We start from the raw sequence: 23897 nt of genomic DNA, 5'->3' as shown, positions 1-23897 counted from the left end.
GATTCGTAATGCCTTGAGTGTCAATTAACACATCTAAGATTTCTTTAAGCACTAAAGGAAGATTAGAAACAAGGAATAACAATGTTCGAAAAACCAGTTGTTAAAACGTTCCAGTACGGTAACCACACAGTTACTTTAGAAACTGGCGTTATTGCACGTCAAGCTACAGCAGCAGTTATGGTCACAATGGATGATACGTCTGTATTCGTATCTGTTGTAGGTAAAAAAGAAGCCGTTGCAGGTCAAGACTTCTTCCCACTAACGGTTAACTACCAAGAGCGTACTTACGCTGCGGGTAAAATCCCAGGCGGCTTCTTCAAACGTGAAGGTCGTCCTTCTGAAGGCGAAACGCTAACAGCTCGTCTAATCGACCGTCCAATCCGTCCGCTATTCCCAGACGCGTTTAAAAACGAAGTTCAGGTTATCGCGACAGTAATGTCTGTAAACCCAGATGTTCAGCCAGATATCGTTACAATGATCGGTACTTCTGCTGCTCTTGCTATCTCTGGCATTCCATTCAACGGCCCTATCGGTGCGGCGCGTGTTGGTCATATCGATGGTCAGCTTGTACTTAACCCTAGCCAAACTGAACTAGAAACTTCTAAGCTTGACCTTGTTGTTGCAGGTACAGAGTCAGCAGTATTGATGGTTGAGTCAGAAGCGGACAACCTAACTGAAGAAGAAATGCTAGCGGCGGTTGTTTATGGTCATGACCAACAACAAGTTGCTATTAAAGCTATCAACGAATTCAAAGCAGAAGTTGCAACTCCTGCTTGGGATTGGGTTGCTCCTGAAGAGAACACAGCGCTTAAAAATAAGATTGCTGATCTAGCAGAAGCTAAACTTGTTGAAGCTTACCAAATTACTGAGAAAATGGCTCGTTACGACCGCATCCATGAGATCGCTGCGGAAGTAAATGAAGTTCTTCTTGCTGAAGATCCTGAAGCAGACACAAAAGAAATCCACACTATCTTCCATGATCTAGAGAAGACAGTAGTACGTAGCCGTATTATTGCTGGTAACCCTCGTATCGATGGCCGTGAAAAAGACATGGTTCGTGCACTAGATGTACGTACTGGTGTTCTTCCTCGTACTCACGGTAGCGCGCTATTCACTCGTGGTGAAACTCAGGCGATCGTTACTGCAACGCTAGGTACTCAGCGTGATGCTCAAATCATCGATGAGCTAACTGGTGAGCGTAAAGATCACTTCCTACTGCACTACAACTTCCCTCCATACTGTGTAGGTGAAACTGGTTTTGTAGGTTCTCCTAAGCGTCGTGAAATCGGCCACGGTAAACTGGCGAAGCGTGGTATTGCTGCAGTAATGCCTTCTGTTGATGAGTTCCCATACACAGTACGTGTTGTATCGGAAATCACTGAATCTAACGGTTCATCTTCAATGGCTTCAGTATGTGGTACTTCTCTTGCGCTTATGGACGCAGGTGTACCAATCAAAGCATCTGTTGCTGGTATTGCAATGGGTCTTGTTAAAGAAGGTGACGATTTCGTTGTACTTTCTGACATCCTTGGCGATGAAGACCACCTAGGTGACATGGACTTTAAAGTAGCAGGTACTAACACTGGTATCACTGCACTTCAAATGGACATCAAGATCGAAGGCATCACTAAAGAAATCATGCAAATTGCGCTTAACCAAGCTCAAGGCGCACGTAAGCACATCCTATCTGTAATGGATGAAGCAATCTCTGGTGCTCGTGAAGACATCTCTGAATTTGCTCCGCGTATTCACACGATGAAGATCAGCGCTGAGAAGATCAAAGACGTTATCGGTAAAGGTGGTGCAGTTATCCGTGCTCTAACTGAAGAGACTGGTACAACTATCGAAATCGAAGACGACGGTACTATCAAGATTGCGGCAACTGAAGGCACTGCTGCGAAAGAAGCTATCCGCCGTATCGAAGAGATCACTGCTGAAGTTGAAGTGGGCCGTATCTACACAGGTAAAGTTGCACGTCTAGCAGACTTCGGTGCATTCGTAACGGTTCTTCCAGGCAAAGATGGTCTTGTACACATTTCTCAAATCGCAGAAAAACGCGTAGAGAAAGTGTCTGACTACCTAGCTGAAGGTCAAGAAGTTCAAGTTAAAGTTCTTGAAATCGACCGCCAAGGCCGTGTACGTCTAAGCATGAAAGAAGCGGTAGAAAAGCCAGCTGAAGAAGCTGCTGCTGAAGCACCAGCTGCTAAAGACGAGTAAGACAAAATGAGACTTTCAGCCTTTTATTAGATTAAGGGCCTGAAAGCATGTTATAAAAGGGGAGCATTTTCGCTCCCCTTTTTTGGTTTGTTTCGATGTATTAACCTCAAACGAGGTTATCGCCTATATTGCATTAAGAGAAATAAATCTTGAGCGGTCCAAACAGGAGTATCAATTAGTGAAATGGTTTCAAACCGCAATTTTATGTGTTGCTATCGCGCTGACCGGTTGTGCAAATACTTCTCAACAATCAGCACAAAAGTGGTTATATCCACCGATGGCGGTGCCACTTCAGCCTAGTGTTCAACAAGAAGTACAAATCGCGCGTCTCTCGCAGTTGCTACAACGTCCCGACCTTAGTGATGAAGTGCGCGCTAAAATGCATTATGAGCGCGGTAGCTACTACGACAGCGTTGGTTTACGTGATCTTGCCCGTTTGGACTTTAACCAGTCTTTGCAGTTGAATCCTGCTCAGCCGGACATCTTCAATCTTTTGGGAGTATACTTTACCCAAGTAGGAGAGTTTGATGCGGCATATGAAGCGTTTGACTCGACCATAGAGTTGGCTCCTGATAATACCTATGCTGAGCGCAACCGTGCGATTGCACTGTATTATGGTGGCCGAATCGATCTCGCTTTAGAAGATATGACCAAGCATTATCAAGAAATGCCAACGGATCCTTTTCGTTCATTATGGCTGTACATCATCGAAGCTGAGCAAAATCCAGAGCAAGCAAAAGCCAATCTTCAACAGCGTTATTTACGAGATCGTAGTGAAGAGTGGGGGTGGGTTCTTGTTGCTATCATCCTGCGAGACGTCTCGGACGAAGACGCGCTTAAAGCAATTATGGATGGAACGAGAGAGAACTATCGCCTAGCTGAACGATTGACGGAAACGTATTTCTACCTTGGAAAGCGTAATCAGCTTGAAGGTGATATCGCAAGTGCCATCTCACTTTATAAGCTCGCGATTTCGTTCAACGTTTACGATTATGTTGAGCATCGCTATTCTTTCTTGGAGTTGGCGCAAATTTACGATCAATTACAGCAAGATAGATTGGCCAAGTTAAAGGCTGCCAAGAAGCTGGAAATTGAATGATTTAGAGCCGCTCGATGAGAGCGGCTTTTTTTATGATTGAACTTGATGAGTGACTCATTTAAAATAGTTAGTCTTGCTAACTAAGTGGTGGTGGCTTTTATGGCATTAGAAGAAAGCTTGATTGATTTAGAGCGTTTTTGCGCCAAAGCTTGGCGTGTCTATGCCAAAGAAGATCCATTATCACATCTAAGCTTTAATGAGTTCGATTATTTACGTGTGATTCAGGTTTACCCTGAGGGTGTGCGAATAACCGATCTTGCAGAAGAGCTGCAAGTGACTAAGCCTTCCGCATCGACAATGGTTGTGCGTTTGGAAAAAAAGGGTTTGGTGAAACGCATCGCATGTAATGAGGATGCTCGTGCTAAGCGTGTGTTGCTTACGGAAGAAGTCGCAGAAAAAATGTCTTTGGAGCAGGTAGTGTACAAAGATATCTCTGACCAAATGATGCAACAATTAAATCAGCAAGAAGCTGAACAGTTACAAGCTTTATTGAATAAAGCATTGAGTAATAAGTCATTTTAAACTGAAGCAAAGGCCTCAGCTGTATGGTTTAGTTTTTGTTGTTTCATCTTTCTTTTATTTAATTTAACCATTTAGTTAGCTTTGCTAACTACTGGTGACAGTCATGCAAAACTCAATTTATAGACAGTTTTGGAAATATACGATTCCAACCGTCGCAGCAATGCTCGTAAACGGTTTGTATCAAATAGTTGATGGCATTTTTATTGGCCGTTATGTTGGCGCTGACGGATTAGCTGGGATCAATGTTGCGTGGCCTATTATCGGTTCGATCCTCGGTATAGGAATGATGATTGGGGTGGGGACTGGCGCGCTGACTTCGATCAAGCAAGGAGAGAACGATCATGAAGGCGCTAAGCGAATCCTAACGACCGGATTGACGTTGTTAGCGGCATTGATGCCGATCGTTGCTACAATATTGTTCTTGTTTTCGGATGAATTTATTCGCTGGCAAGGTGCGGAAGGGCGAGTGTTTGAACTTGCGCTGCAATATTTGCATATTCTGATTGTCGCGTGCGTATTCACGTTGGGTTCTATCGCAGTTCCGTTTTTATTACGCAATGACGACAGCCCGAACTTAGCAACGATTTTGATGGTCATCGGTGCCGTTATTAACATTGTATTAGACTACGTATTTATTGCTTGGTTGGAGTGGGAGTTAACCGGAGCCGCTATTGCCACTGCACTTGCACAATTAGTGGTCACTGTGCTAGGTATTGGTTACTTCTTTACTTCAAAAGCAACATTACGCCTTAGTATCCGCGACTTCAAAGTTCAGGTTGATGCTGCACCAAAGATTATCATGATAGGTACATCAAGTTTCTTTATGTACGCCTACGGCTCTGTGATGGTGGCACTGCACAACGCGTTATTTTCTCAATACGGAAGTGCAATGTTGATCGGAGCGTACGCCATTTTGGGGTACATCGTGACGGTTTACTATCTGATAGCAGAAGGAATTGCGAATGGTATGCAGCCTTTAGTGAGCTTCAACCACGGTGCGCGTAATCAGGAGAACATTAGAAAGTTATTAAAGGTCGCGATGGGGACATCTGTGCTTGGCGGGGTGGCGTTCGTTGTTTTGATGAACCTTTTCCCGTACGAACTGGTTGCGGTGTTTAATAATGCAGACCAACAGTTGATTGATAGCACCGTAATCGGGATTCGTTTACACATGTTTGCGTTGTTCTTAGATGGTTTTTTAGTTGTGGCGGCCGCGTACTATCAATCAGTAAACAAAGGCAGCAAAGCTATGTTTGTAACACTAGGCAACATGCTGGTCCAGTTGCCATTCTTATTCATTATGCCGAAACTTTTCGGCGTGACAGGTATTTGGTTAGCTTTCCCATTGTCTAACATTGCATTGAGTTTGGTCGTGATCAGTATGTTGTGGCGAGATGTGAAAAAGCTGCTTAATGAGAGTTCTGTCGAACCAAGGGTGCAAGCCTGCTAACAAAAGCTAACAGATAAAAGCGAGGCTAGGCCTCGCTTTTATCTTTAAGGATTAAATGGTTTTTACTTCTAAGCCCGCTAGTTGATGCCAATAGCCATTGCATTGGCGGCTTTCGAGCTTTTCAGGATTATCGCCGTATTCGTTTGAGCGAAAACGCTCTAACTCTGAAAAAGTGTCGATACCAAGAGGGCTTAACCGGACCACATCAACCAGCCCTTTCATACTTGGTAAGTCATTGATGAGGTTGTAGCAATACCCTGACTGTGTTTGAATGCCGTTAAGGTTAAAGACTTCTTGCCCTTCTTGGCTGCTGACCTGGATACCCGTAGGGTATTTGATACAGCAGGTTTCGCAATCGTCTTTCGCTCGGTTTTCAGCTCGGGCTGTGAAACAGCGAGCGGAATACGCTAAAGGCAAATAACCGTGGCTAAATACCTCAACTTCAAACTTGTTACGAATACCAAGCTCGTCACACTGAACTAAAGTATCGTTTAACCATTCGCGAGAGAGTTCGACAGGCATGCACCAACGCATCATACCTTGCTTCAAAAATAAGTTGAGCGTGTGTGCGTTATAAGTATTGATTGCAGGGCCAACGACGAAAGGCACTTTATGCTCTGATGCCAATTGAACAGCAGATACGTCATTTGCTTCAATCGCGAAGTCACCGTTGTCGATGTACTTCCTCATTATGTTTACTTCACTCGGAGCTTCTAGTAGTGCCATTGTTGATAGCACCACTTGCTTGCCAGATGCAGACAGCTCTTTTGCGATTTCAAGCCAATGCGAAGGCTTCATTTCTCGACGTTTTGAACATACGGTTTCCCCAAGATAGATGATGTCCGCGGAGCTTGATTTCGCTTGTTCATAAAACGCTTCGATGTCTTGTTTTGGCCAGAAGTACAACAGCGGGCCAAGCGCGTATTTCATTGAATTATCCATCTTAACCTCTACTGCCATTTGCGGTGATAAGCACCAAGTGTGGTCTGCGTACCTTCAGACACGTTTGCCAATGCGGCATCCCAAGCCGCTTCGACTTGGTAAGCTTCTGGGTTTGCTTGGTAACGGTCAATCGCGGCTCGCCATGTTCGAGTGACTTGTTCTACGTAAGCAGGGCTACGTTGGCGACCTTCAATTTTTACAGAAGCCACATTTGCAGCAAATAGTTCTGGCAGCATAGAGAGGGTGTTCAAACTGGTTGGTTCTTCCAGTGCGTGGTAGCGTTTTTTCTCGCCTTCGATTTCTGCTTCGAAACGACCTTTACACAAGGTAGGGTAGCCCGCATTTTCACCGGTGCTGTAGCGATCGATCAAAATGTCGTTAAGGCGGGATTCCAGACCATTTTCTGTTTCTTGCCAGCGAACGTACTTAGCTGGAGAGCATGCTCCCACAGTGTTTGGAGACTCGCCTGTCATGTATGACGATAGGTAGCAGCGACCTTCAGACATGATGCAAAGGCTACCAAAAGCAAAGACTTCTAACTCGACATCGCTAGTGATGTTGCGTGAGAGCTGTTTGACCTGATGAATCGATAAAACGCGGGGTAGCACTACCCGTTTTACGTTGAAGTTTTGTTTGTAAAAATCAATGGCTGCGACGTTGGTCGCTGATGCTTGCACTGAAAGGTGTAGTTCCAGATCGGGATATTTGCGAGCCGCGTACTCCAGCACTGCAATGTCTGCAACAATCAGCGCGTCTACACCCAGTGCCGCTGCATTGTCTACTGCGTTCGTCCAGCGCTCGAAGCCATTGGGATGAGCGAAGGTATTCAACGCGACATGAATTTTTTTATTGCGGTCATGAACGTATTGCACCGCTTTTTCTAACTTTTTGCCGTTAAAGTTGAGGCCAGCAAAGTGACGGGCGTTGGTATCATCTTTGAAACCAATGTAGACGGCATCGGCACCGCAATCAATCGCAGTTTTTAACGCAGGCAGGTTACCCGCGGGACACAAGAGTTCCATATGCTCACAATCATTGAGAATAAAAAGGTGTCCGCATTTTATGAAGAATTATGAATAGCGAAATTGACCTAAGTTAGGTTTAGCTCAATAAAGTCGATATTTACCCCTTGCGAGTAAGGGTATCGGGTCGGGGTTAGTTCTTGTGACGACGATTCTGTACAAACAGCTCTTCAATTTCGTGTTTTGGCTGTGGGCGATAAAAATGGAATCCTTGAATCGCATTACATTGAAGGTTAGAGAGCAGGGTCGCTTGCTGATGGGTTTCCACCCCCTCGGCAACGACAGTTAAGTCGAGCGACTTACCCAGATTAATGATGTTTTCAATCACAGTGACTTGTTTCGGTAGTGTGTCGATATCATTAATAAAAGCGCGGTCGATTTTTAGCTCGTCAATAGGGAAACGCGCTAAGTAAGAAAGAGAAGAGTAGCCGGTACCAAAGTCATCGATAGAGAGAGCGAAGCCAAGCTTTTTAATCGCATTCAACATTTGCAGTGTATGTTCGCTATCACTCATCACGGCACTTTCGGTTAGCTCGAAGGTAATGCAGCTTGGATCAAGCTCGGTAGTGCGAAGCAGCTTTTCCATAAAGTCGATCAGCTGTGGGTTGCCAAATTGCTCGGGAGAGAGGTTGATGGCGACACGGCCTGGCAGTATGCCTTGTTGCTTCCAACGTTTTACCGTATTGAAAACATCACGCATCACGACACGTCCAAGGTGTTCTATTAACCCAGCGCGCTCGGCGACAGGAATGAATGAGCCAGGACTAATGTACCCTTCGACTGGATGCTTCCAACGAACGAGCGCTTCTGCGCCGTTGATACTGAAGTCTCGCGCGTTAACCTTAGGTTGATACCACACTTCCAAACCGTTCTGCTGCAATGCTTTTTGCAGTTCGATTTCAAGCCACAAACGCATACGCGCTTCTTTGTTCATTTGATCGTTAAATTTGATCAGACGATTTCTACCACGATCTTTGGCTTCATACATCGCAGTATCGGCATTTTGTAGTAGGATTCGCGCATCTTGTCCGTCTTCAGGGTATCGAACGCTACCAATTGAACACGCAAGGCGTTTACTGAAGTGGTGCAAGTCGAAAGGTTGGTTGATCAACGAGATAATGCGATCGGACAAAATTTCAGCCATGCGGGTGTTTTCTGGCTCCGGCAGAATGACGCCAAACTCATCGCCACCCAAATGACCAATAATCGCTTGGTTTGGCAGTAACCGTTTAAGACGGGCCGATACCTCTTGAATCACTTTATCGCCAATATGGTGACCAAGTGAGTCATTAATGTTTTTGAAGTTATCGATATCCAAATAGAATACCAGAAGCGGTGTTTGCTTTTTGATCAGCTGTTCCAAACGTTTGGTGAAGCCAAAGCGGTTGTAGAGTTTGGTGAGCGAGTCAATGTGTATGTCTTCATTCGATGCAGAAGACAGGTTTTTGGGCGCATCATCAGCATCTTGGATTAGGATAATTTGAGATTCGCTACCTAATATCGCCGTGGAATCCGCGTGTAGCTGAACTTTCCGTTCAAAGCCGCATCTTGCGCTGGTTAAGCAGACAAAAGGTTTGTCAGAAATTAATGTACTCAATCGATGACTAAATACCTTTTTACTGTTTTCATCGATGAATAAACGACTTAGCTCTTCACCCAACAATTCATGAGGAGAGTTAAGTCCGAGAAGGCGCGCTGATGCGGGGTTCGCAGAGATGACAATATCATCCTCGATAAGCAGTAAGCCGTCTGGTAGCAGTTGTGTTAACTTCGCAAACTTACTTTCGGACTCTTCTAAGGAGCGAACGAGTATCTGCTTTTCTGAAGTATCGACAGCGTGAAAAACAACAAAGCGAATGTCGTTACCTTCAAAAACTGGCGAAAGACTAAAGTGAAGGCTGGTTTCAAGGTCGGTTTCATCGAGCGTGATTTCGGCTTCGACATGTGCCCCTTTGAACGCGCGCTGATAGTATGGTGCAAGCTTCTTATAAAACTGCTCACCCAGCACTTGGCAATCGTTTAAGCCGACGATTTCCTCATGACTTAAACCTGCGATATCGCAGTAACGGTCACTTACCATTCGATAATTGTGTTTTTTATCAAGAATGGCAAAGAAGAAAGGGCTATTTGAGGTTAGCGTGGCAAACCAATGTTTTAATTGCTGGGAAGGCATTAGGGTATTACCGATCTCCAATGAGCCAGATTATTCGTCCGTGTATAAAAAGCGACACCCTGATAAGCCTGCGGCGGTCTACCACCAAGCTAAAGTGTTACTTGCCATTAAAGGGCTCGCGGTTTTAGCTGTGCAGTCGACAATCACATGGATACGCTCAGATAACTATAACTTTGAAAATACGGTTGTAAAAGTGTTTATCCACCTGTTCGCATCAATAATACACGTAAGTTCAAAAAAAGAAGCGTTAGTGAGCAATAAACCACCAATCTAAAATAAGCACTTTATTGATACATAACAGTAATCTCATCGCCACGATTGCTTAATATAAGCAACCTAATGACAAAGTAACGGATAATGAACGTGTTAAACAAGATTCGCAGTCAACTAGTAAAGAACGCAGCTAATATTTTGCGTTCTCCAGTCCAGTTATTTCCACAGCCAATTCAGCAAAAAGCGTTGCTGGAAGGGCTAAAAATGGTGTTTAAAGAAGCCTTGGAAGATGGTGACTTTGAGTTCCTTGAAGACAAGTGGTTAAAAGTTGCGATTAAAGACTTGAACTTAGCATGGTACATCAGCTATCAAGACGAAAAATTGGTGGTAGCTGAAAAACCAGTTCAGGAAGATGTGAGTTTTAGTGGTAATCTAAACGACCTAGTACTGATTGCTGGTCGTAAAGAAGACCCTGACACACTGTTCTTCCAACGTCGCCTTTCAATTGAAGGTGATACTGAGCTTGGCTTAGAAGTGAAAAACTTAATGGACAGTGTCGACTTAGAGCAGTTACCGAAAGCAATGCAAGTCGCTTTGAATCAATTGGCTGATTTTGTTCAGAAAGGAGTTCAAGCGCCTGCACAACCAACCGGAGTAGCGAATGCTTATTCGAACTGAAGCCCCTGCGGACATTCTTACCATTGACCGCTTATTGAAACACGCCTTCCCAACGGAAGCTGAAGCTGAGCTTGTGATGCGTTTGCGCGAAAACAGCAAATTCACACTTTCCTTAGTCGCGTGTACAGATGAGGGAGAGGTGATAGGCCATGCTTTATTTAGCCCTGTGACCTTAAATGGTGAAGATTTGTCATGGCAAGGGCTAGCGCCATTAGCTGTTCATGAAGATTACCGTCGCCAAGGCATCGCTGCAGAGTTGATCAAAGAAGGTTTCGATTCACTGCGTGATTTTGGCTACCCAGTGTGTGTGGTGTTGGGCGATCCTGATTATTACGCGCGCCAGGGTTTTCAATCATGCGACGAGATGGGCTTTGAATGTGCTTGGGATGTCCCTAAAGGTGCATTTCGAGTCGCAGAGTTGGTCGAAGGTCAATGTGCTGGACGCTCCGGACGCATAGACTATGCGCCAGAGTTCTCTGAACTGTAAATGAAAGAAGCCCACGACTAAGTGGGCTTCTTTCTTATTCACTGAAAACTGAGATAGGGAGGTTAGGATGACTGGTTACTTTTCTTTTTGCCCCAGACCTCTATTTTCGCTTTTTTACTTACCCCTAGCAGGCTGAGTTTTGTGCTTCCCCAGCTACTGTAAGTCATTTCAATCTGTTTTAGCTTGGCTTCTTTTGTACCTGGAAGGCTCCAGGCACGAGTCGACAATCCGCTTGTTAGTACGCCCATAGAGGAAAGCTTTTTCTCACTACCATCTGTCATGACGACTTTTAAACCATTCATGTCTACCGTTCCTTGCACACATTTTAGTTTTATTTTACTGAAGCTTCGGTTTCGGAATAGGCTATTTGGTGTCACGGTATCTGTTTCTGTATGAAAGTTAACGGTTTTCGTTGCAATCAGCTCCCACTCATCGCTGTTATTAGCAAAAACACTCACGCTGGTGGCGGCTACCAGTGTGCAAAGTAGTAGCGTATTTAAGAATTTCATAATGTACCTCATATGTCATACCCAATGTGTGGCCGTTGGCAAAACGCTATGTTCAGGAATATCCAAATCATCTCATTGTGTTCAGGTGTTCCTTGAAGTCCTTTAGGTATAATCGCGATAATTTGATAGGATTGCCCTCGTTCAAATAGGTGACGGAAAATGTCAATTAACGAGAAACAGTATTTACGTGAAATGGGGATCAGCACATGGGAGCTGGTACACCCTGAAAGACTGGAAGGCTATCAATCGCCATTATTGGATTTGCAAAGTTCATGTAAACTCCTATTGGTATCGCCAATATGTCCAGAAAACGAGACGGCATTGATGTTTGAGCGCGTATTAAAAAGCATTAAGCTCACGCTTGATGATGCGCTACACCTAGAGCCTGAGCGCTTATCCATGCTGGGTGAACATCAGCTAGAGTGGGTGTGGTTTGCAGGCTGTGAGGCTGATCAAAGCATCAAGGCAAAGCACCTGACCTCGCCACTATTACAAGATATTGATGGTAATAACGAACAGCGCCGCGCATTGTGGCAACAAATCTGTTCGTACTCTTCTTAACGGAGCTAATGCGTGACAATTGAAATTACGCCGATGCGTGCAGAGCACCTCGACCAAGTTTGGCAAATCGAGCAGCAAGCACATTCTCACCCTTGGGCCGAATCTTTGGTTCGTGACTTATCCAGTCGCGGTGCTTGCCATCATGTGATGCTGGAAGGCTCTCAAGTGGTTGGTTACTTCTATGGACAGAATATTGTTGGAGAAGTGACACTATTAAATATTGCAGTAGCGCCTTCTCAACAGGGCAGAGGGCTAGGGCAAAAATTGCTGGACGCGTTTATTGAACACTGTGAACAAGCCAAAGCAGAGAGTGCTTGGTTAGAAGTGCGTGAAAGTAATCACCCAGCTATCCATATTTATGAGCAAGCAGGTTTTAATGAAGTGGACCGTCGTTACAACTATTACCCAGCTAAATCGGGAAATGGTAAGGAAGACGCCATTATCATGAGTTACTTATTTTTGAGTTAGTTTTAGGCCGTTACTAATTACCTCATCAACACTTATGCTTTAAATGCGTATCCGGATTCGAGGCTTTTGAATATGTAATAATAATTTTTTGAATTTTTACATCTCTTTGTGTGGAGCTGGCTTTCCCTTGTTAGTTGCAGGTAAAGGCTGGTGAGCCGAGTAAATTCAGTTCATGTCTTTCCAGTTTGCTAGCACAGCGATAATAAGCGAGAATACCGCACAATATCGAATAGTAGATATGCTTGCCTATTTTGTGAGCATGAAAGTAATTTAGAAGATTAACTAATGTCAAATCCCCTTTTTTTAGGCGAAGTGTCTAAGCGCAGAACGTTCGCTATTATTTCGCACCCTGATGCCGCCCAGCCTTTCAACGCTTAAAACCACCTTTCATTGCACACCACAATCACATCTCTACGTACTGAATTTAAAGGCTTTTTGTCTTTTTCTCGTTTCTTTGCTTTTCAATGATGTTCAAGCGTAACCTCGGAAAGTGTGTACAAACTTGAGTACAAATTCCGTTTTAGAGGCCTTTGGCGAAAATTCCATGACACAAATCTGGCTGTAGGCCTTGTGGTTACTGGGTTTGATGAAGAAAGTGCCTTCTGCTTTTGGTACTTTGGTTTCGACATTACAAAAGCGGAATAAATGCGATCATCTCTAGTTTTATGTTTGTAAGCTTATGAATTTAAAGGGTTCGTCATTGTGGTTTTTGATGTGTCATCGTTGCGAGTGTACAAACAGTGTGTACAAATTTTTCTCGTTAGGCATGTTGATTGCTATTCATGACACAAACCGCCTTGTAGCCCTTGTTATTCATAGGTTTGAGCTGAAAAGTACCTAATAGCAACATTTGTGTTTCGATAAGGCTGATCTTCTGAACAAATCATGCATCTTTCTGACCATCAACTAGTGATGAATCAGGCGATGATAGCTTTACATTGATTTTCAGGAGAATGCAGATGACAGCAGTAGCGCACCAGGCAACCCCTTTTCTAACATCTTACGAAGTGATGGCTCGTTACCACATTAGCTATACGACGCTCTGGCGAAGAATAAAAGATGGCAGCTTGCCGCAACCTCGCATCAACCGAAATACACGAAACAAGCTGTGGCACATTGAAGACTTGGAGGAGTATGAGAAGAAAGAGGACTGAGCCTCTTTCTTTTATTTTATTGTCCGAAACGCCAGTTGAATGAAAAGCCTGTCGGCTCGATGATGGTCTCTAGCTGTTGATACCAAACGTCGTAAGCATGACGCATTTCATCCAGGTACTGATATTGGTTGTAGATAGCATCCAACCCTTTTTTGCTGTGGCCAATCATCAACTCGGCAACTTCTTGCGTGGTGATGGCTGACATTCGCGTTCGCATCGTTCTGCGAAGATCATGCATAGACCAATGTTCCATCTCAACACTAAGCGATCTGCGAGCCCAGATTTTCACATTGTTAGGAATAGTGGTATCAAAGCCATTTGTGGCAAGCTCTTCTTGTCCGTTCGCGGGAAACAAGTAAGTTGATTTGCTCATCTGCATCGCTAGTTCAATCAGCTCAATAGCTGGCTTAATCAATGGCCGCATGATCGGCGCTCCAATTTTCTCACCTTGTTTGCGGATCTCTATGGGCACTGTCCACATTGCAGATTGCAAGTCAAAGTGATGCTTTTCAGCTTGAATGAGTTCGCCCTTGCGCCCTCCCAATAAGAGAAGCAGTTTTATGTAGATGCGATTCTTCTCAGTGATTTTTGACTCATGCAAATAGCGCCAAAGTATCCTGATCTCGTTGTCATTTAGCACCCGAGTTCGTTTGCCTTTCTTACCGCCGACCTTCTTTGCAGTGATCCCAGCGGCAGCGTTAATTTCCAAAATCTGTTCATCTATCAGCCAGTCATAAAACTTATGCAGCACAGACACTAGACGTTCTGTGTTTGACGGAGACGCTTCCGAAACCTCACGAAGACAGTTTCTTAAGGACAATTCATTGATGTCAGTTAATGGGTACTTACCAAGTCGGGGCAGCAAATATATTTCACTGCTGCGTTTTTGGTAGTGCCACGTTTTCTCCTTTAGCCCTTGCTTACCGGCAGAGTCTATCCAGTCTCGAAAAATCGATTCGAAGCTTTGATTGGCAGAATACTTGGCCCGTTCTTGCTGTAGGTAGAGCTTGGGGTTTCGGCCTTGATCAAGTACTGCCCTTAACCTATCTAGCTCATTCCTGGCTTCAGCAAGCTTCATAAGTGGGTAAGTACCTATGTCTACCCGTTGTTGCTTGCCATCGAAACGATAACGAAACTGAAAAACAATTTTGCCCTTGGGTGATACCCGAGCACTTAGCCCATCTCGGTCGGCTTTTACTACGGTTTCTTTTGCTTCTTTATTTAACCTGGCATCGAGCCAGCTAACTGATAACGCCATGTTATAAGCCCAGCCCTAGTTTTGATTTTAATGATTGTTTACGTGATTCTGCTTTGGGTTCTGGCGCTGTACTCATAGAAGTCACTTCACCATCTGGTGCATGGCCATCCACCGGTGCAGATGTCGTGGATAGATTGGGTTGGCTCATTTGAATTAACCCAAAGGTGGCCAGCATCCGCAGACGCTCAGCGCGTTCCCGTGGCGGCGTCTTTTCCAATTCTTTGAGTAGTTCAGGGTGGCTCCCTGGGGGAATGTTGACGACAACTCTCATAATCAGGCCCCATAAAACCAGAAGCCTCGGACGTTCGCCAAAACAGACTGTTCCGGCACGATTATCTTGCTTCGTGAAAAAATCTCCTTGGCCGCTTCCTTATAAGCCATGGCTCCACCTCCGGCGATCAATACCAAGTCCGCATTGATGCTTTCGTCACGCATGGATTGGCGCATGGCTGTAAGAGCAACAGGCGCTACCTTTTTCATGGCAGCATTCAGATAAGGTGAAATATCGACTTTTTCTCCAAATAGCAGGACCTGTAAGTCGCCAGTTCTCATGGCTTTTTCAAGTCGATCCATTCCGACTTTGGCACCGTGATCTTCTGAAATCAGCTTATCGATGGTTTCCAGTAGCACGGACATTGCCTGAAGACTGGTTCCTGATGAGCTGTAGCGAATTTCTCCGGCCTCAAGGGCAACCCAGTCAACAGAAAAAAAGCCTGGATCTATGACGACGACGCGACCTTCTTCAATCAAGCCCAAATCACCACCTGTTTGAACTAGATCCATATAGGCACCGGCAGGCTGCGGCAGCACTTTGACGTCATGAACGGTGATGCTGCGTTTAGGCGTCACTTGATGGACACCTTTTAGGCGCTTCACAAGGTCAGATTTACGTTGTGGTTCATGAAACTGGGAAACCGGTAATCCAGTGACAACCAAATCGATGGATTCTGTTTCAGCCATTAACAAGGCGGCATGAAAAAGTGCCTTATAGGTTTTTGTGGTGGGATATTCCGGGTGAAGCTCTCGTTCCCAGCCTTGAAGGCGTCCAGCAGGAACACCAGCGGCCCAGCGCTCATTATCGACTGACACATACAAACAAGTTTCATCATCGCCTCCACCGATACGCTCTGGCATACGATCCGCAGGACCGGCACCCGCAGGCAGAATAATGGTTTTCGGTTCACTGCCTGATTGGCCAATTGCCAGCTTCAGGTTTGAGTAACCGATATCTACGCCTAGTACAAACATACTTATCTCCTGTGCACTCAAAGTGCTCTAACGGTTTTCAATCAACCGCACTGGCCACGCTTGGGCATTTCCAAGTGCTCTGGCGGTTCACTCAAATGTCATTATCAGGATTCGGTGCACTGGCGGTGGGCAGAAAGGTGACAAATCCTTTCATCTATCTGCCTGTTGCATTTTCGCAAAAGTATGAGAATAGGCTCTGTTTGGCGGCGGATGACCTAGTCAAAAAAATCGAGACGCCAAACGTCGTTTGCATTCTGGCCTGAACTCGCCAAACGGTTTGTATCTTCATGACGATACGTCGTTTTAGGCGTTTTTAAGTGAAATCGGGCTGTATCCCTTGTCAGGTATGGGATTGCGCGAGTTGATTTATATCGAGACGCCAAACAGTGATTGTTACGGCAGTTTTACGTTTGGCGTTTCGATCCAAAAGCCAAACGGATAGTGGTTTTGGCTTTTGGGGTTAATTGGATGGGGAAATTGGTTTGGTAGAAATCGTCAATGAACAATGGAAAGCAGAGGTATCAGATTTACTTCAGCAAGAAACAGACAGGCTAAAAGCGCTGGCACGAGCTGAAGTTGATGACTTTTGGGTTACCCATTACAAGGTTCGAGAGAATGAGCCCTTTAAAGACTGGGGTCTGCTTGGTGTCCGTATCAGAGACTTTAAGTATGGCTTTGGCATAGAGTGGTACATCAACAGTTTTCACGGTCAACGAGGCAAGCGCGTAGTCTTTAGCAAGGGGCTGCGTATATCAAAGACGAAGCTGAGATACGCATTTTTGGACTGCCAAGGTCTAGCCAAAGAATGGGAGTTAGCGCTGGCCATGGAGAAAGAAGAATTCTTCAGTGATATTCGACGCCAGGTTGATAAGCTCAACATGCTGCGTCGCAGAGTGAATGCATATTGAGTCAACTGCGCTACTTCACTCGTGGTAACTGGTCCCAGCGTGTTGTATAAGCGGGAGACAAATGCTCTCGCTTCATCGACCAATCTTTCTTCGTACCTTGTCCAGCAAAGAAAACCTTTCCGGCACCACTTTGGTTAATGGTGTCCAATACAGACATTAACTGTTGGCTATTAGCGCGGGTCGATACGTCATCGAATAGTCCTGGTTGAAACATGCCAGGATCGTAAAAGTCAGACAGCATGACGCCCGCTTTGGCATAACGAAAACCATCCTTCCAAATTCGCTTGAGTAAGTGATTGGCCAGCTCGATAAAATCCCGCGTATCGCAACTGGGGATCAGTAACTCACCGGATGCGGAATTGCTGTACTGCGGCTCGTTGTCCTTAAAGGGGCTGGTTCGTATAAACACGGTCATCACTTTGGCTTGCTGCTGTTCTTTGCGTAGCTTCTCAGTGGCGCGGGTTGCGTATTCGCATACGGCCTCACGTAACAATTCAAATTGCGTTACTTTTGCGCCAAATGAACGGCTACAGACGATTTGCTTCTTAGTTGGCGGGATCTCTTCAAGTTCAATGCACGACTCACCATTGAGCTCTCTGACGGTTCTTTCTAAAACCACCGAAAACTGGTCTCTGATGGCTCTAGGAGAGGCATTGGCGAGATCTAAGGCTGTGGTGATACCCAACGCATTTAAACGCTTAGAAAGCCGTCTACCAACGCCCCAAACATCATCAACCGGAACTAATGCGAGCAATCGACGTTGCCGTTCTGGATTGGTCAGGTCTACAACGCCCTGAGTGGCTGGATACTTTTTAGCGGCATGGTTTGCCAGTTTGGCGAGTGTTTTAGTCGGTGCAATGCCTACACAGACGGTGATCCCAATCCAGTGGCCTATGCGCTCTCGCACTTGTTGTCCGAACTCGACAAGAGATATGGCAGACTCAATACCGGTTAAGTCCAAAAACGCTTCGTCAATGGAGTAAACCTCTACTCGTGGTGCCATCTCCTCCAAAGTGCGCATCACTCGACTGCTTAAATCCGCATACAGCTCATACAGTTGGCTAAGAATTCCCGCTAAAAATAGACGAGTAAGTGAGCAACCATTCTGCCGCATGGGTTGCTGGCGTCTAACACCAGAAAAATCACCCAGCCCAACCCGCTGTCTATTTTTTAAGGTGGGCATTCATCTACATGTCTAATTTTTTACCAATTTGATCGCTAAGATGTACTAATTTGATTACCGAGGGAGACTGACGGACTAATTACTTAGGGGCTTAATCGTACAATCTCCACTCGACACCACACAACTCACTTCTGGACATTTCTGAGTTGCATTTTAGCTAATTTAGAAAAACATGAATTAGATAAAGTATGGAAATTTCAAATCAATATGAGGCGGACATGAAGAAATTGAAAAAAGTAGCTTAACTGGGTTGGTCAATTTTGGTTGACCACGTCATGTTCCGGTGAGTACGCAAGTCATTGGCGCTAACGAATATGAAGGTCACTTTGCTTTTGACTTACTCTATAACAACTCTTCAGATATACAGCCTAATACCTTATCGACCGATACGCATGGTACCAATAATGTTAACTTCGCTATATTAGATTTCTTTGGTTACACATTCGCCCCTCGATACGCGAAAATGAAAAAGGTGTTTTTTGGGCACTGTTGCAAATAGTCGGTGGTGATAAACTTATCATCCCCTTTTGCTGATGGAGCTGCACATGAACCCATTCAAAGGCCGGCATTTTCAGCGTGACATCATTCTGTGGGCCGTACGCTGGTACTGCAAATACGGCATCAGTTACCGTGAGCTGCAGGAGATGCTGGCTGAACGCGGAGTGAATGTCGATCACTCCACGATTTACCGCTGGGTTCAGCGTTATGCGCCTGAAATGGAAAAACGGCTGCGCTGGTACTGGCGTAACCCTTCCGATCTTTGCCCGTGGCACATGGATGAAACCTACGTGAAGGTCAATGGCCGCTGGGCGTATCTGTACCGGGCCGTCGACAGCCGGGGCCGCACTGTCGATTTTTATCTCTCCTCCCGTCGTAACAGCAAAGCTGCATACCGGTTTCTGGGTAAAATCCTCAACAACGTGAAGAAGTGGCAGATCCCGCGATTCATCAACACGGATAAAGCGCCCGCCTATGGTCGCGCGCTTGCTCTGCTCAAACGCGAAGGCCGGTGCCCGTCTGACGTTGAACACCGACAGATTAAGTACCGGAACAACGTGATTGAATGCGATCATGGCAAACTGAAACGGATAATCGGCGCCACGCTGGGATTTAAATCCATGAAGACGGCTTACGCCACCATCAAAGGTATTGAGGTGATGCGTGCACTACGCAAAGGCCAGGCCTCAGCATTTTATTATGGTGATCCCCTGGGCGAAATGCGCCTGGTAAGCAGAGTTTTTGAAATGTAAGGCCTTTGAATAAGACAAAAGGCTGCCTCATCGCTAACTTTGCAACAGTGCCGATTATTCAATGCTGCCGGGGTTCGTGATGATGGGAGTCACCGCCGCTTTGTTGGCTTGGGCTTATGATCTGCTGCTCGGCCTATTGTCACCGGCTGACATGGTAAACACTCTTTAATTACCAGGGAGGTTGCTTAATGGGTTCCATTGATGGAAAGGCATTGTCAGAGATTGGAAGGCGTTCTAGGGCATCTGGCGATTATTGGGAGCAATTATTGGGTTTGGAAGATACGGCCAGGCTAATGCAAATCAGGATTTCAGATCTTAGGGAAGGTGCGATTTAATCAGTCATGACGATCCAGAGCCTGGATATCCTCCTTACGCGGCAAAGTAAGCACCCCAGTTTGGACAATATTTAATCTCCCCCATCAACTCAGGGTAAGCAAAATGTCACTGCTCCACTGATATTACAATGATTTTCACGACATCCCCGCCAGTTGTCCCGCCCGCACCAAATTGCACATTGCAAACAGCATTGAAAGCCGGTTGTGGTTCTTCATCAGTCCCCGTAATCGTGTTTTGCTGAAACCAAACTGGCACTTCAGTATCCGGAAAGGATGCTCAACCTTTGCCCTAATACCTGCTTTCACATATTCATCATGCAGCGCCTGCTTATTCAGCCGGGGATGCTGTCTGAGCTTTTTTACGGCATGAGGACCTTTGGCAATAAACCACTCTTTAACCCGATGTGTCAGAGAGTCCCGTTTTTCTGCCCCGCGATATCCGGCATCGGCGAAGACAATTGCTACCGGCTCCGTAATCAGGCTATCCGCCGCATTCAGGTCATGCACATTTGCCGCCGTGGTCACTACTTTTTCCGTCAAGCCTGTGGCCGCATCAACAGCAATATGAGCTTTCATACCAAAGTACCACTGATTTCCCTTGCGGGTCTGATGCATTTCAGGATCCCGTTGACCGGCTTTATTTTTTACGGAACAGGGAGCGGAAATAATGGTCGCATCGATAATGATGCCCTGACGTAACATCAGTCCGGCCTGCTTCAGTTTCTGGTTAATCAGTGCCAGTATCTGTTCTCCTGCATGATGTTTCTCCAGAAAATGGCGGAAATTCATGATGGTTGTGCGATCTGGCACCGTGTCACAGATCCCCGCAAATTGACGGAACGGCAGGACATCATGCAGGGCGTCTTCAGCCGCTCCGTCACTGAGGTCAAACCAGAGTTGCAGGCAGTGGATACGGAGCATAAGCACCAGGGGGAAAGGCCGTCGGCCGCGACGGGATGACGGATAGACGTGAAGCAGCTTATCAGCAATATCCTGCCACGGCACCAGAACATTCATACGGTCAAGAAAACGGGATTTACGGGAGGAATAGCTGGAAATGGCAGGCATTGTAAACAGCTCATGATAAAGAAAGCTTTATGTTCTCACATATGACGATTAAATCGCACCTTCCTTAGCAGATCGTCTTACTTTATTTATAACATCAAAAAATAAAACTAAAATATATACCTGTTCAGCTTAACTTATTATATACCTTCCTGATGAAGCCGGACGATATGTTTATACTGAACAGAAAGAATGCCAACCAGAATATTATCTTCTGTTATACATGGCGGTTTATTTATTGTTTAATTAAACATATTCAGGCATATTTCTATACCATCATGATGTTTTCACTGGTGTTACTACTGGTATTAATACTAATGTTAATACTACAGGTGCTTTTACAGCATTCTGGTATTGTTTAAAACGACTGTCGCAGCAGTCTTTCTGGTGTTGTAAATACTATTATTGTAAGTGCTATTACTATAAATACTATTATTGTTATAACTGCATCTGGTGTTGTTACTAACTTATTACTGTTATTGTTACTGCTTTCTTTATTACTATTGCTGTTCGTCTTTGCTTGTTTTTTCTTATTAAGGATATTACCAAACTACGGGAGCATTATCGTACAGTGATCCTGAACCATTCTGAAACGAGATTACACATCACGACGAAAAGATAAAAAAAAGCCACCATTCCTTCCGGATACAGTGGCTTAAATAAAGTATTAATTAACTTATTTCAGTATGTTATCACACATCATCTGAAGTGTATTAATAAACCTGGCTGCATGAAAGCCATCACAAACGGCATGATGTACCTGTACAGAAACAGGTAATAATACGCGGTTATCTTCCTGCTGAAACTTCGCCATAGTAAACACCGGAGCAAAATAATCATCATTACCGGTGATATTCAGGTTAAATCCGTCAAAACTCACCCAGGGTAATGATGATATATTCAGGTGGTTCTCTGGTAACGCTCCCTGCGGGAACAATGCAGTATTATGCTGATATTCTGCCATCACCGCATTATAGCCCGCCATAAATTCACTGATATCCGGACAATAACGGCAGAAGAGCGCAGAAAATGTTTCAGTCTCTTTATGAAAAACAGTAAATACAGGATCGGTCTGATCCCAGTAAATCAGTGCATTATCTTTCATTGCCATCCGGAACTCCGGAAACTGATTAACAACCCGGGAGATCAGATAAATCATCACCGGATAAAATTTATAATCCGTTTCCGCCAGTGCGGTACGCAAAGCTGTAATATCGAGTTTTGTGGTCAGGCTGAATCCGCATTTTATCTGCTGACGATAAAGAGCAAAATGTTCTCTGCGGTTCCAGGTGTTCAGATCAATTCTGGTAAAATTCATGTTTATTCCTTCTGATTAATAGCGAAAAATATTAATAATCAGAAGGCAGTCTGGTTGTCTCAATGGGCAGCATCCCGTCCTCCGTAAGCCGCTTGGTACAGAATAATGATATCAGATTCGGGGGCACTGTTGCAAATAGTCGGTGGTGATAAACTTATCATCCCCTTTTGCTGATGGAGCTGCACATGAACCCATTCAAAGGCCGGCATTTTCAGCGTGACATCATTCTGTGGGCCGTACGCTGGTACTGCAAATACGGCATCAGTTACCGTGAGCTGCAGGAGATGCTGGCTGAACGCGGAGTGAATGTCGATCACTCCACGATTTACCGCTGGGTTCAGCGTTATGCGCCTGAAATGGAAAAACGGCTGCGCTGGTACTGGCGTAACCCTTCCGATCTTTGCCCGTGGCACATGGATGAAACCTACGTGAAGGTCAATGGCCGCTGGGCGTATCTGTACCGGGCCGTCGACAGCCGGGGCCGCACTGTCGATTTTTATCTCTCCTCCCGTCGTAACAGCAAAGCTGCATACCGGTTTCTGGGTAAAATCCTCAACAACGTGAAGAAGTGGCAGATCCCGCGATTCATCAACACGGATAAAGCGCCCGCCTATGGTCGCGCGCTTGCTCTGCTCAAACGCGAAGGCCGGTGCCCGTCTGACGTTGAACACCGACAGATTAAGTACCGGAACAACGTGATTGAATGCGATCATGGCAAACTGAAACGGATAATCGGCGCCACGCTGGGATTTAAATCCATGAAGACGGCTTACGCCACCATCAAAGGTATTGAGGTGATGCGTGCACTACGCAAAGGCCAGGCCTCAGCATTTTATTATGGTGATCCCCTGGGCGAAATGCGCCTGGTAAGCAGAGTTTTTGAAATGTAAGGCCTTTGAATAAGACAAAAGGCTGCCTCATCGCTAACTTTGCAACAGTGCCATATTACAGGCTCTGACGGAGTATAATCGACTGGTTAAAGCGCAATATTTACTTGACTACATCGACGATGCCAGTTTGCGGCAGTACGTGCAACGTGCCCTGAACCGGGGAGAAGCATGGCACTTCCTTAGACGAGCCATTGCGTCGGTGAATGGTGATCAGTTCCGTGGCAAAAACGAGTCTGAAATCGCTATCTGGAATGAATGCGCAAGATTGCTTGCCAACGCGATCATCTACTTCAACTCCGCGATACTGAGTCATCTTCTGGGACACTTTGAAGCGAGAGGAGATGAAGAGAAAGCGGGTATCACTCGTGCTGTTTCGCCCGTTGCGTGGCAAAATATCAACTTAAGCGGAACGTATAACTTCACTAATACTGGGAAATTGCCCAATATTGGCGAAATAACAAGGCCGATAGTGGATGATTAGGCTCCAAGCTGAAAGTAAACCACCTCCGCAGCCATTTATTGGTGTGGTCTACAGAGGATTATGTCTTTTTAGAGGGGAAAATCCCTAGAACCCCACCTTGAGACAGAACGCGCCTTGGTCAGAATCCCAGTCGCTGGGCGGGTTTGCGCCTACGCTCTTGACCCCCACGAGGTCTGGAAAGGGTACGACAACGCCAAAGAATACGCGGCCTTCGTGACCAAGACGCTGGTCAACAAGGACGGCGATATTAAGCGCCGGATCATGTCGATGTTTAGCCCAGAGGAACGCCCAGACGACAGGGAGTGACGGGCACTGGCTGGCAATGTCTAGCAACGGCAGGCATTTCGGCTGAGGGTAAAAGAACTTTCCGCTAAGCGATAGACTGTATGTAAACACAGTATTGCAAGGACGCGGAACATGCCTCATGTGGCGGCCAGGACGGCCAGCCGGGATCGGGATACTGGTC

Annotated in this window: 22 protein-coding genes and 3 pseudogenes; 15 read left to right on the top strand and 10 right to left on the bottom strand. The window is 45.5% G+C overall.

Annotation, left to right across the window (positions count from 1 at the left end):
• The first annotated feature begins 81 nt into the window (after nucleotides 1-81).
• From pnp to R7040_RS13625, 4 genes are all read left to right on the top strand, one after another.
• Nucleotides 82-2217 carry a polyribonucleotide nucleotidyltransferase gene (gene pnp, locus R7040_RS13640; RefSeq protein WP_054574827.1) on the top strand — a complete coding sequence of 712 codons (2136 nt, stop codon included), beginning with the start codon at nucleotides 82-84 and terminating at the stop codon, nucleotides 2215-2217.
• A gap of 178 nt (nucleotides 2218-2395) precedes the next feature.
• Nucleotides 2396-3316, top strand: a complete 921-nt coding sequence (gene nlpI / locus R7040_RS13635; protein ID WP_064354273.1) for a lipoprotein NlpI — start codon at nucleotides 2396-2398, stop codon at nucleotides 3314-3316.
• Between the two features lie 99 nt (nucleotides 3317-3415).
• Entirely contained in the window at nucleotides 3416-3838 is a 423-nt protein-coding gene (locus R7040_RS13630) for a MarR family winged helix-turn-helix transcriptional regulator (protein WP_005380103.1), read from the top strand.
• 103 nt (nucleotides 3839-3941) lie between these two features.
• Complete coding sequence (locus R7040_RS13625; protein WP_170890505.1) at nucleotides 3942-5288, top strand: MATE family efflux transporter; 1347 nt, start codon at nucleotides 3942-3944, stop codon at nucleotides 5286-5288.
• A gap of 51 nt (nucleotides 5289-5339) precedes the next feature.
• Here R7040_RS13625 and R7040_RS13620 read toward each other — a convergent pair whose 3' ends face one another.
• The 3 genes from R7040_RS13620 to R7040_RS13610 form a co-directional block, all read right to left on the bottom strand.
• Complete coding sequence (locus R7040_RS13620; protein ID WP_064354271.1) at nucleotides 5340-6218, bottom strand: U32 family peptidase; 879 nt, start codon at nucleotides 6216-6218, stop codon at nucleotides 5340-5342.
• A 20-nt stretch (nucleotides 6219-6238) separates the two neighbouring features.
• A complete protein-coding gene (locus R7040_RS13615) occupies nucleotides 6239-7252 on the bottom strand; it encodes a ubiquinone anaerobic biosynthesis protein UbiU (RefSeq protein WP_005380110.1) in 1014 nt (337 codons plus the stop codon).
• 133 nt (nucleotides 7253-7385) lie between these two features.
• Entirely contained in the window at nucleotides 7386-9425 is a 2040-nt protein-coding gene (locus R7040_RS13610) for a bifunctional diguanylate cyclase/phosphodiesterase (RefSeq protein WP_005380112.1), read from the bottom strand.
• A gap of 363 nt (nucleotides 9426-9788) precedes the next feature.
• Between R7040_RS13610 and R7040_RS13605 the strand changes: the two genes are divergently transcribed.
• Complete coding sequence (locus tag R7040_RS13605; protein ID WP_054574856.1) at nucleotides 9789-10316, top strand: ubiquinone anaerobic biosynthesis accessory factor UbiT; 528 nt, start codon at nucleotides 9789-9791, stop codon at nucleotides 10314-10316.
• Nucleotides 10300-10803 (top strand): GNAT family N-acetyltransferase, encoded by a 504-nt coding sequence (locus tag R7040_RS13600; protein WP_005380119.1) that lies wholly within the window; start codon nucleotides 10300-10302, stop codon nucleotides 10801-10803. The genes R7040_RS13605 and R7040_RS13600 overlap by 17 nt, the downstream gene beginning before the upstream one ends.
• A gap of 62 nt (nucleotides 10804-10865) precedes the next feature.
• On the opposite strand, the gene R7040_RS13595 is transcribed toward R7040_RS13600, so the two are convergent.
• Complete coding sequence (locus tag R7040_RS13595; RefSeq protein ID WP_054574829.1) at nucleotides 10866-11312, bottom strand: hypothetical protein; 447 nt, start codon at nucleotides 11310-11312, stop codon at nucleotides 10866-10868.
• A gap of 159 nt (nucleotides 11313-11471) precedes the next feature.
• Here R7040_RS13595 and R7040_RS13590 point away from each other — a divergent pair, with 159 nt between their 5' ends.
• The 4 genes and pseudogenes from R7040_RS13590 (at nucleotide 11472) to R7040_RS13580 (ending at nucleotide 13495) form a co-directional block, all read left to right on the top strand.
• On the top strand, nucleotides 11472-11873 hold the full coding sequence (locus tag R7040_RS13590) for a DNA polymerase III subunit psi (protein WP_005380121.1): 402 nt from the start codon (nucleotides 11472-11474) through the stop codon (nucleotides 11871-11873).
• Between the two features lie 12 nt (nucleotides 11874-11885).
• Nucleotides 11886-12341 carry a ribosomal protein S18-alanine N-acetyltransferase gene (gene rimI, locus R7040_RS13585; RefSeq protein WP_005386430.1) on the top strand — a complete coding sequence of 152 codons (456 nt, stop codon included), beginning with the start codon at nucleotides 11886-11888 and terminating at the stop codon, nucleotides 12339-12341.
• Nucleotides 12342-12626: 285 nt separating this feature from the next.
• A pseudogene (locus R7040_RS30620) lies at nucleotides 12627-12704 on the top strand (peptide chain release factor 3); the annotation flags it as partial.
• 596 nt (nucleotides 12705-13300) lie between these two features.
• Complete coding sequence (locus R7040_RS13580) at nucleotides 13301-13495, top strand: helix-turn-helix transcriptional regulator (RefSeq protein WP_040523226.1); 195 nt, start codon at nucleotides 13301-13303, stop codon at nucleotides 13493-13495.
• A gap of 16 nt (nucleotides 13496-13511) precedes the next feature.
• On the opposite strand, the gene R7040_RS13575 is transcribed toward R7040_RS13580, so the two are convergent.
• From R7040_RS13575 to R7040_RS13565, 3 genes are read right to left on the bottom strand one after another with little or no spacing between them, the layout of a single operon-like run.
• The gene (locus R7040_RS13575; RefSeq protein ID WP_008845652.1) at nucleotides 13512-14753 is read right to left on the bottom strand and encodes a tyrosine-type recombinase/integrase; all 1242 of its coding nucleotides are present in this window, start codon (nucleotides 14751-14753) and stop codon (nucleotides 13512-13514) included.
• 1 nt (nucleotide 14754) lies between these two features.
• Nucleotides 14755-15024: a hypothetical protein gene (locus tag R7040_RS13570; RefSeq protein WP_049874722.1), complete on the bottom strand. Its 270-nt coding sequence runs from the start codon at nucleotides 15022-15024 to the stop codon at nucleotides 14755-14757.
• 2 nt (nucleotides 15025-15026) lie between these two features.
• Complete coding sequence (locus R7040_RS13565) at nucleotides 15027-16001, bottom strand: ParM/StbA family protein (protein WP_000497805.1); 975 nt, start codon at nucleotides 15999-16001, stop codon at nucleotides 15027-15029.
• A 464-nt stretch (nucleotides 16002-16465) separates the two neighbouring features.
• On the opposite strand from R7040_RS13565, the gene mobI reads away from it, so the two are divergent.
• Nucleotides 16466-16909, top strand: coding sequence for a conjugative transfer protein MobI(A/C) (gene mobI / locus R7040_RS13560; RefSeq protein WP_000348526.1), 444 nt, complete (start codon nucleotides 16466-16468; stop codon nucleotides 16907-16909).
• Nucleotides 16910-16919: 10 nt separating this feature from the next.
• Here the strand turns inward: mobI and umuC are convergent, their stop codons facing one another.
• Complete coding sequence (umuC, locus tag R7040_RS13555; protein ID WP_001142611.1) at nucleotides 16920-18092, bottom strand: translesion error-prone DNA polymerase V subunit UmuC; 1173 nt, start codon at nucleotides 18090-18092, stop codon at nucleotides 16920-16922.
• A gap of 274 nt (nucleotides 18093-18366) precedes the next feature.
• Between umuC and R7040_RS13550 the strand changes: the two are divergent.
• Nucleotides 18367-18567 (top strand): annotated as a pseudogene (locus tag R7040_RS13550) (Tn3 family transposase); the annotation flags it as partial.
• Between the two features lie 70 nt (nucleotides 18568-18637).
• Nucleotides 18638-19342, top strand: coding sequence for an IS6-like element IS26 family transposase (locus R7040_RS13545; protein ID WP_001067855.1), 705 nt, complete (start codon nucleotides 18638-18640; stop codon nucleotides 19340-19342).
• A gap of 470 nt (nucleotides 19343-19812) precedes the next feature.
• Here the strand turns inward: R7040_RS13545 and R7040_RS13540 are convergent, their stop codons facing one another.
• On the bottom strand, nucleotides 19813-20745 hold the full coding sequence (locus tag R7040_RS13540) for an IS5-like element ISKpn13 family transposase (protein ID WP_004235553.1): 933 nt from the start codon (nucleotides 20743-20745) through the stop codon (nucleotides 19813-19815).
• Nucleotides 20746-21418: 673 nt separating this feature from the next.
• Complete coding sequence (locus R7040_RS13535; protein WP_011751353.1) at nucleotides 21419-22060, bottom strand: type A-2 chloramphenicol O-acetyltransferase CatII; 642 nt, start codon at nucleotides 22058-22060, stop codon at nucleotides 21419-21421.
• A gap of 185 nt (nucleotides 22061-22245) precedes the next feature.
• Between R7040_RS13535 and R7040_RS13530 the strand changes: the two genes are divergently transcribed.
• Together R7040_RS13530 and R7040_RS13525 are read left to right on the top strand one after the other, a co-directional pair.
• Nucleotides 22246-22950, top strand: a complete 705-nt coding sequence (locus tag R7040_RS13530; RefSeq protein WP_001067855.1) for an IS6-like element IS26 family transposase — start codon at nucleotides 22246-22248, stop codon at nucleotides 22948-22950.
• A gap of 55 nt (nucleotides 22951-23005) precedes the next feature.
• A pseudogene (locus R7040_RS13525) lies at nucleotides 23006-23431 on the top strand (Tn3 family transposase); the annotation flags it as partial.
• Nucleotides 23432-23897 lie beyond the last annotated feature (466 nt).

The organism is Vibrio sp. 1069 (assembly GCF_033340555.1).
The sequence above is the reverse complement of the archived record's forward strand: the minus strand, read 5'-3'. Positions and strand labels throughout refer to the sequence as shown.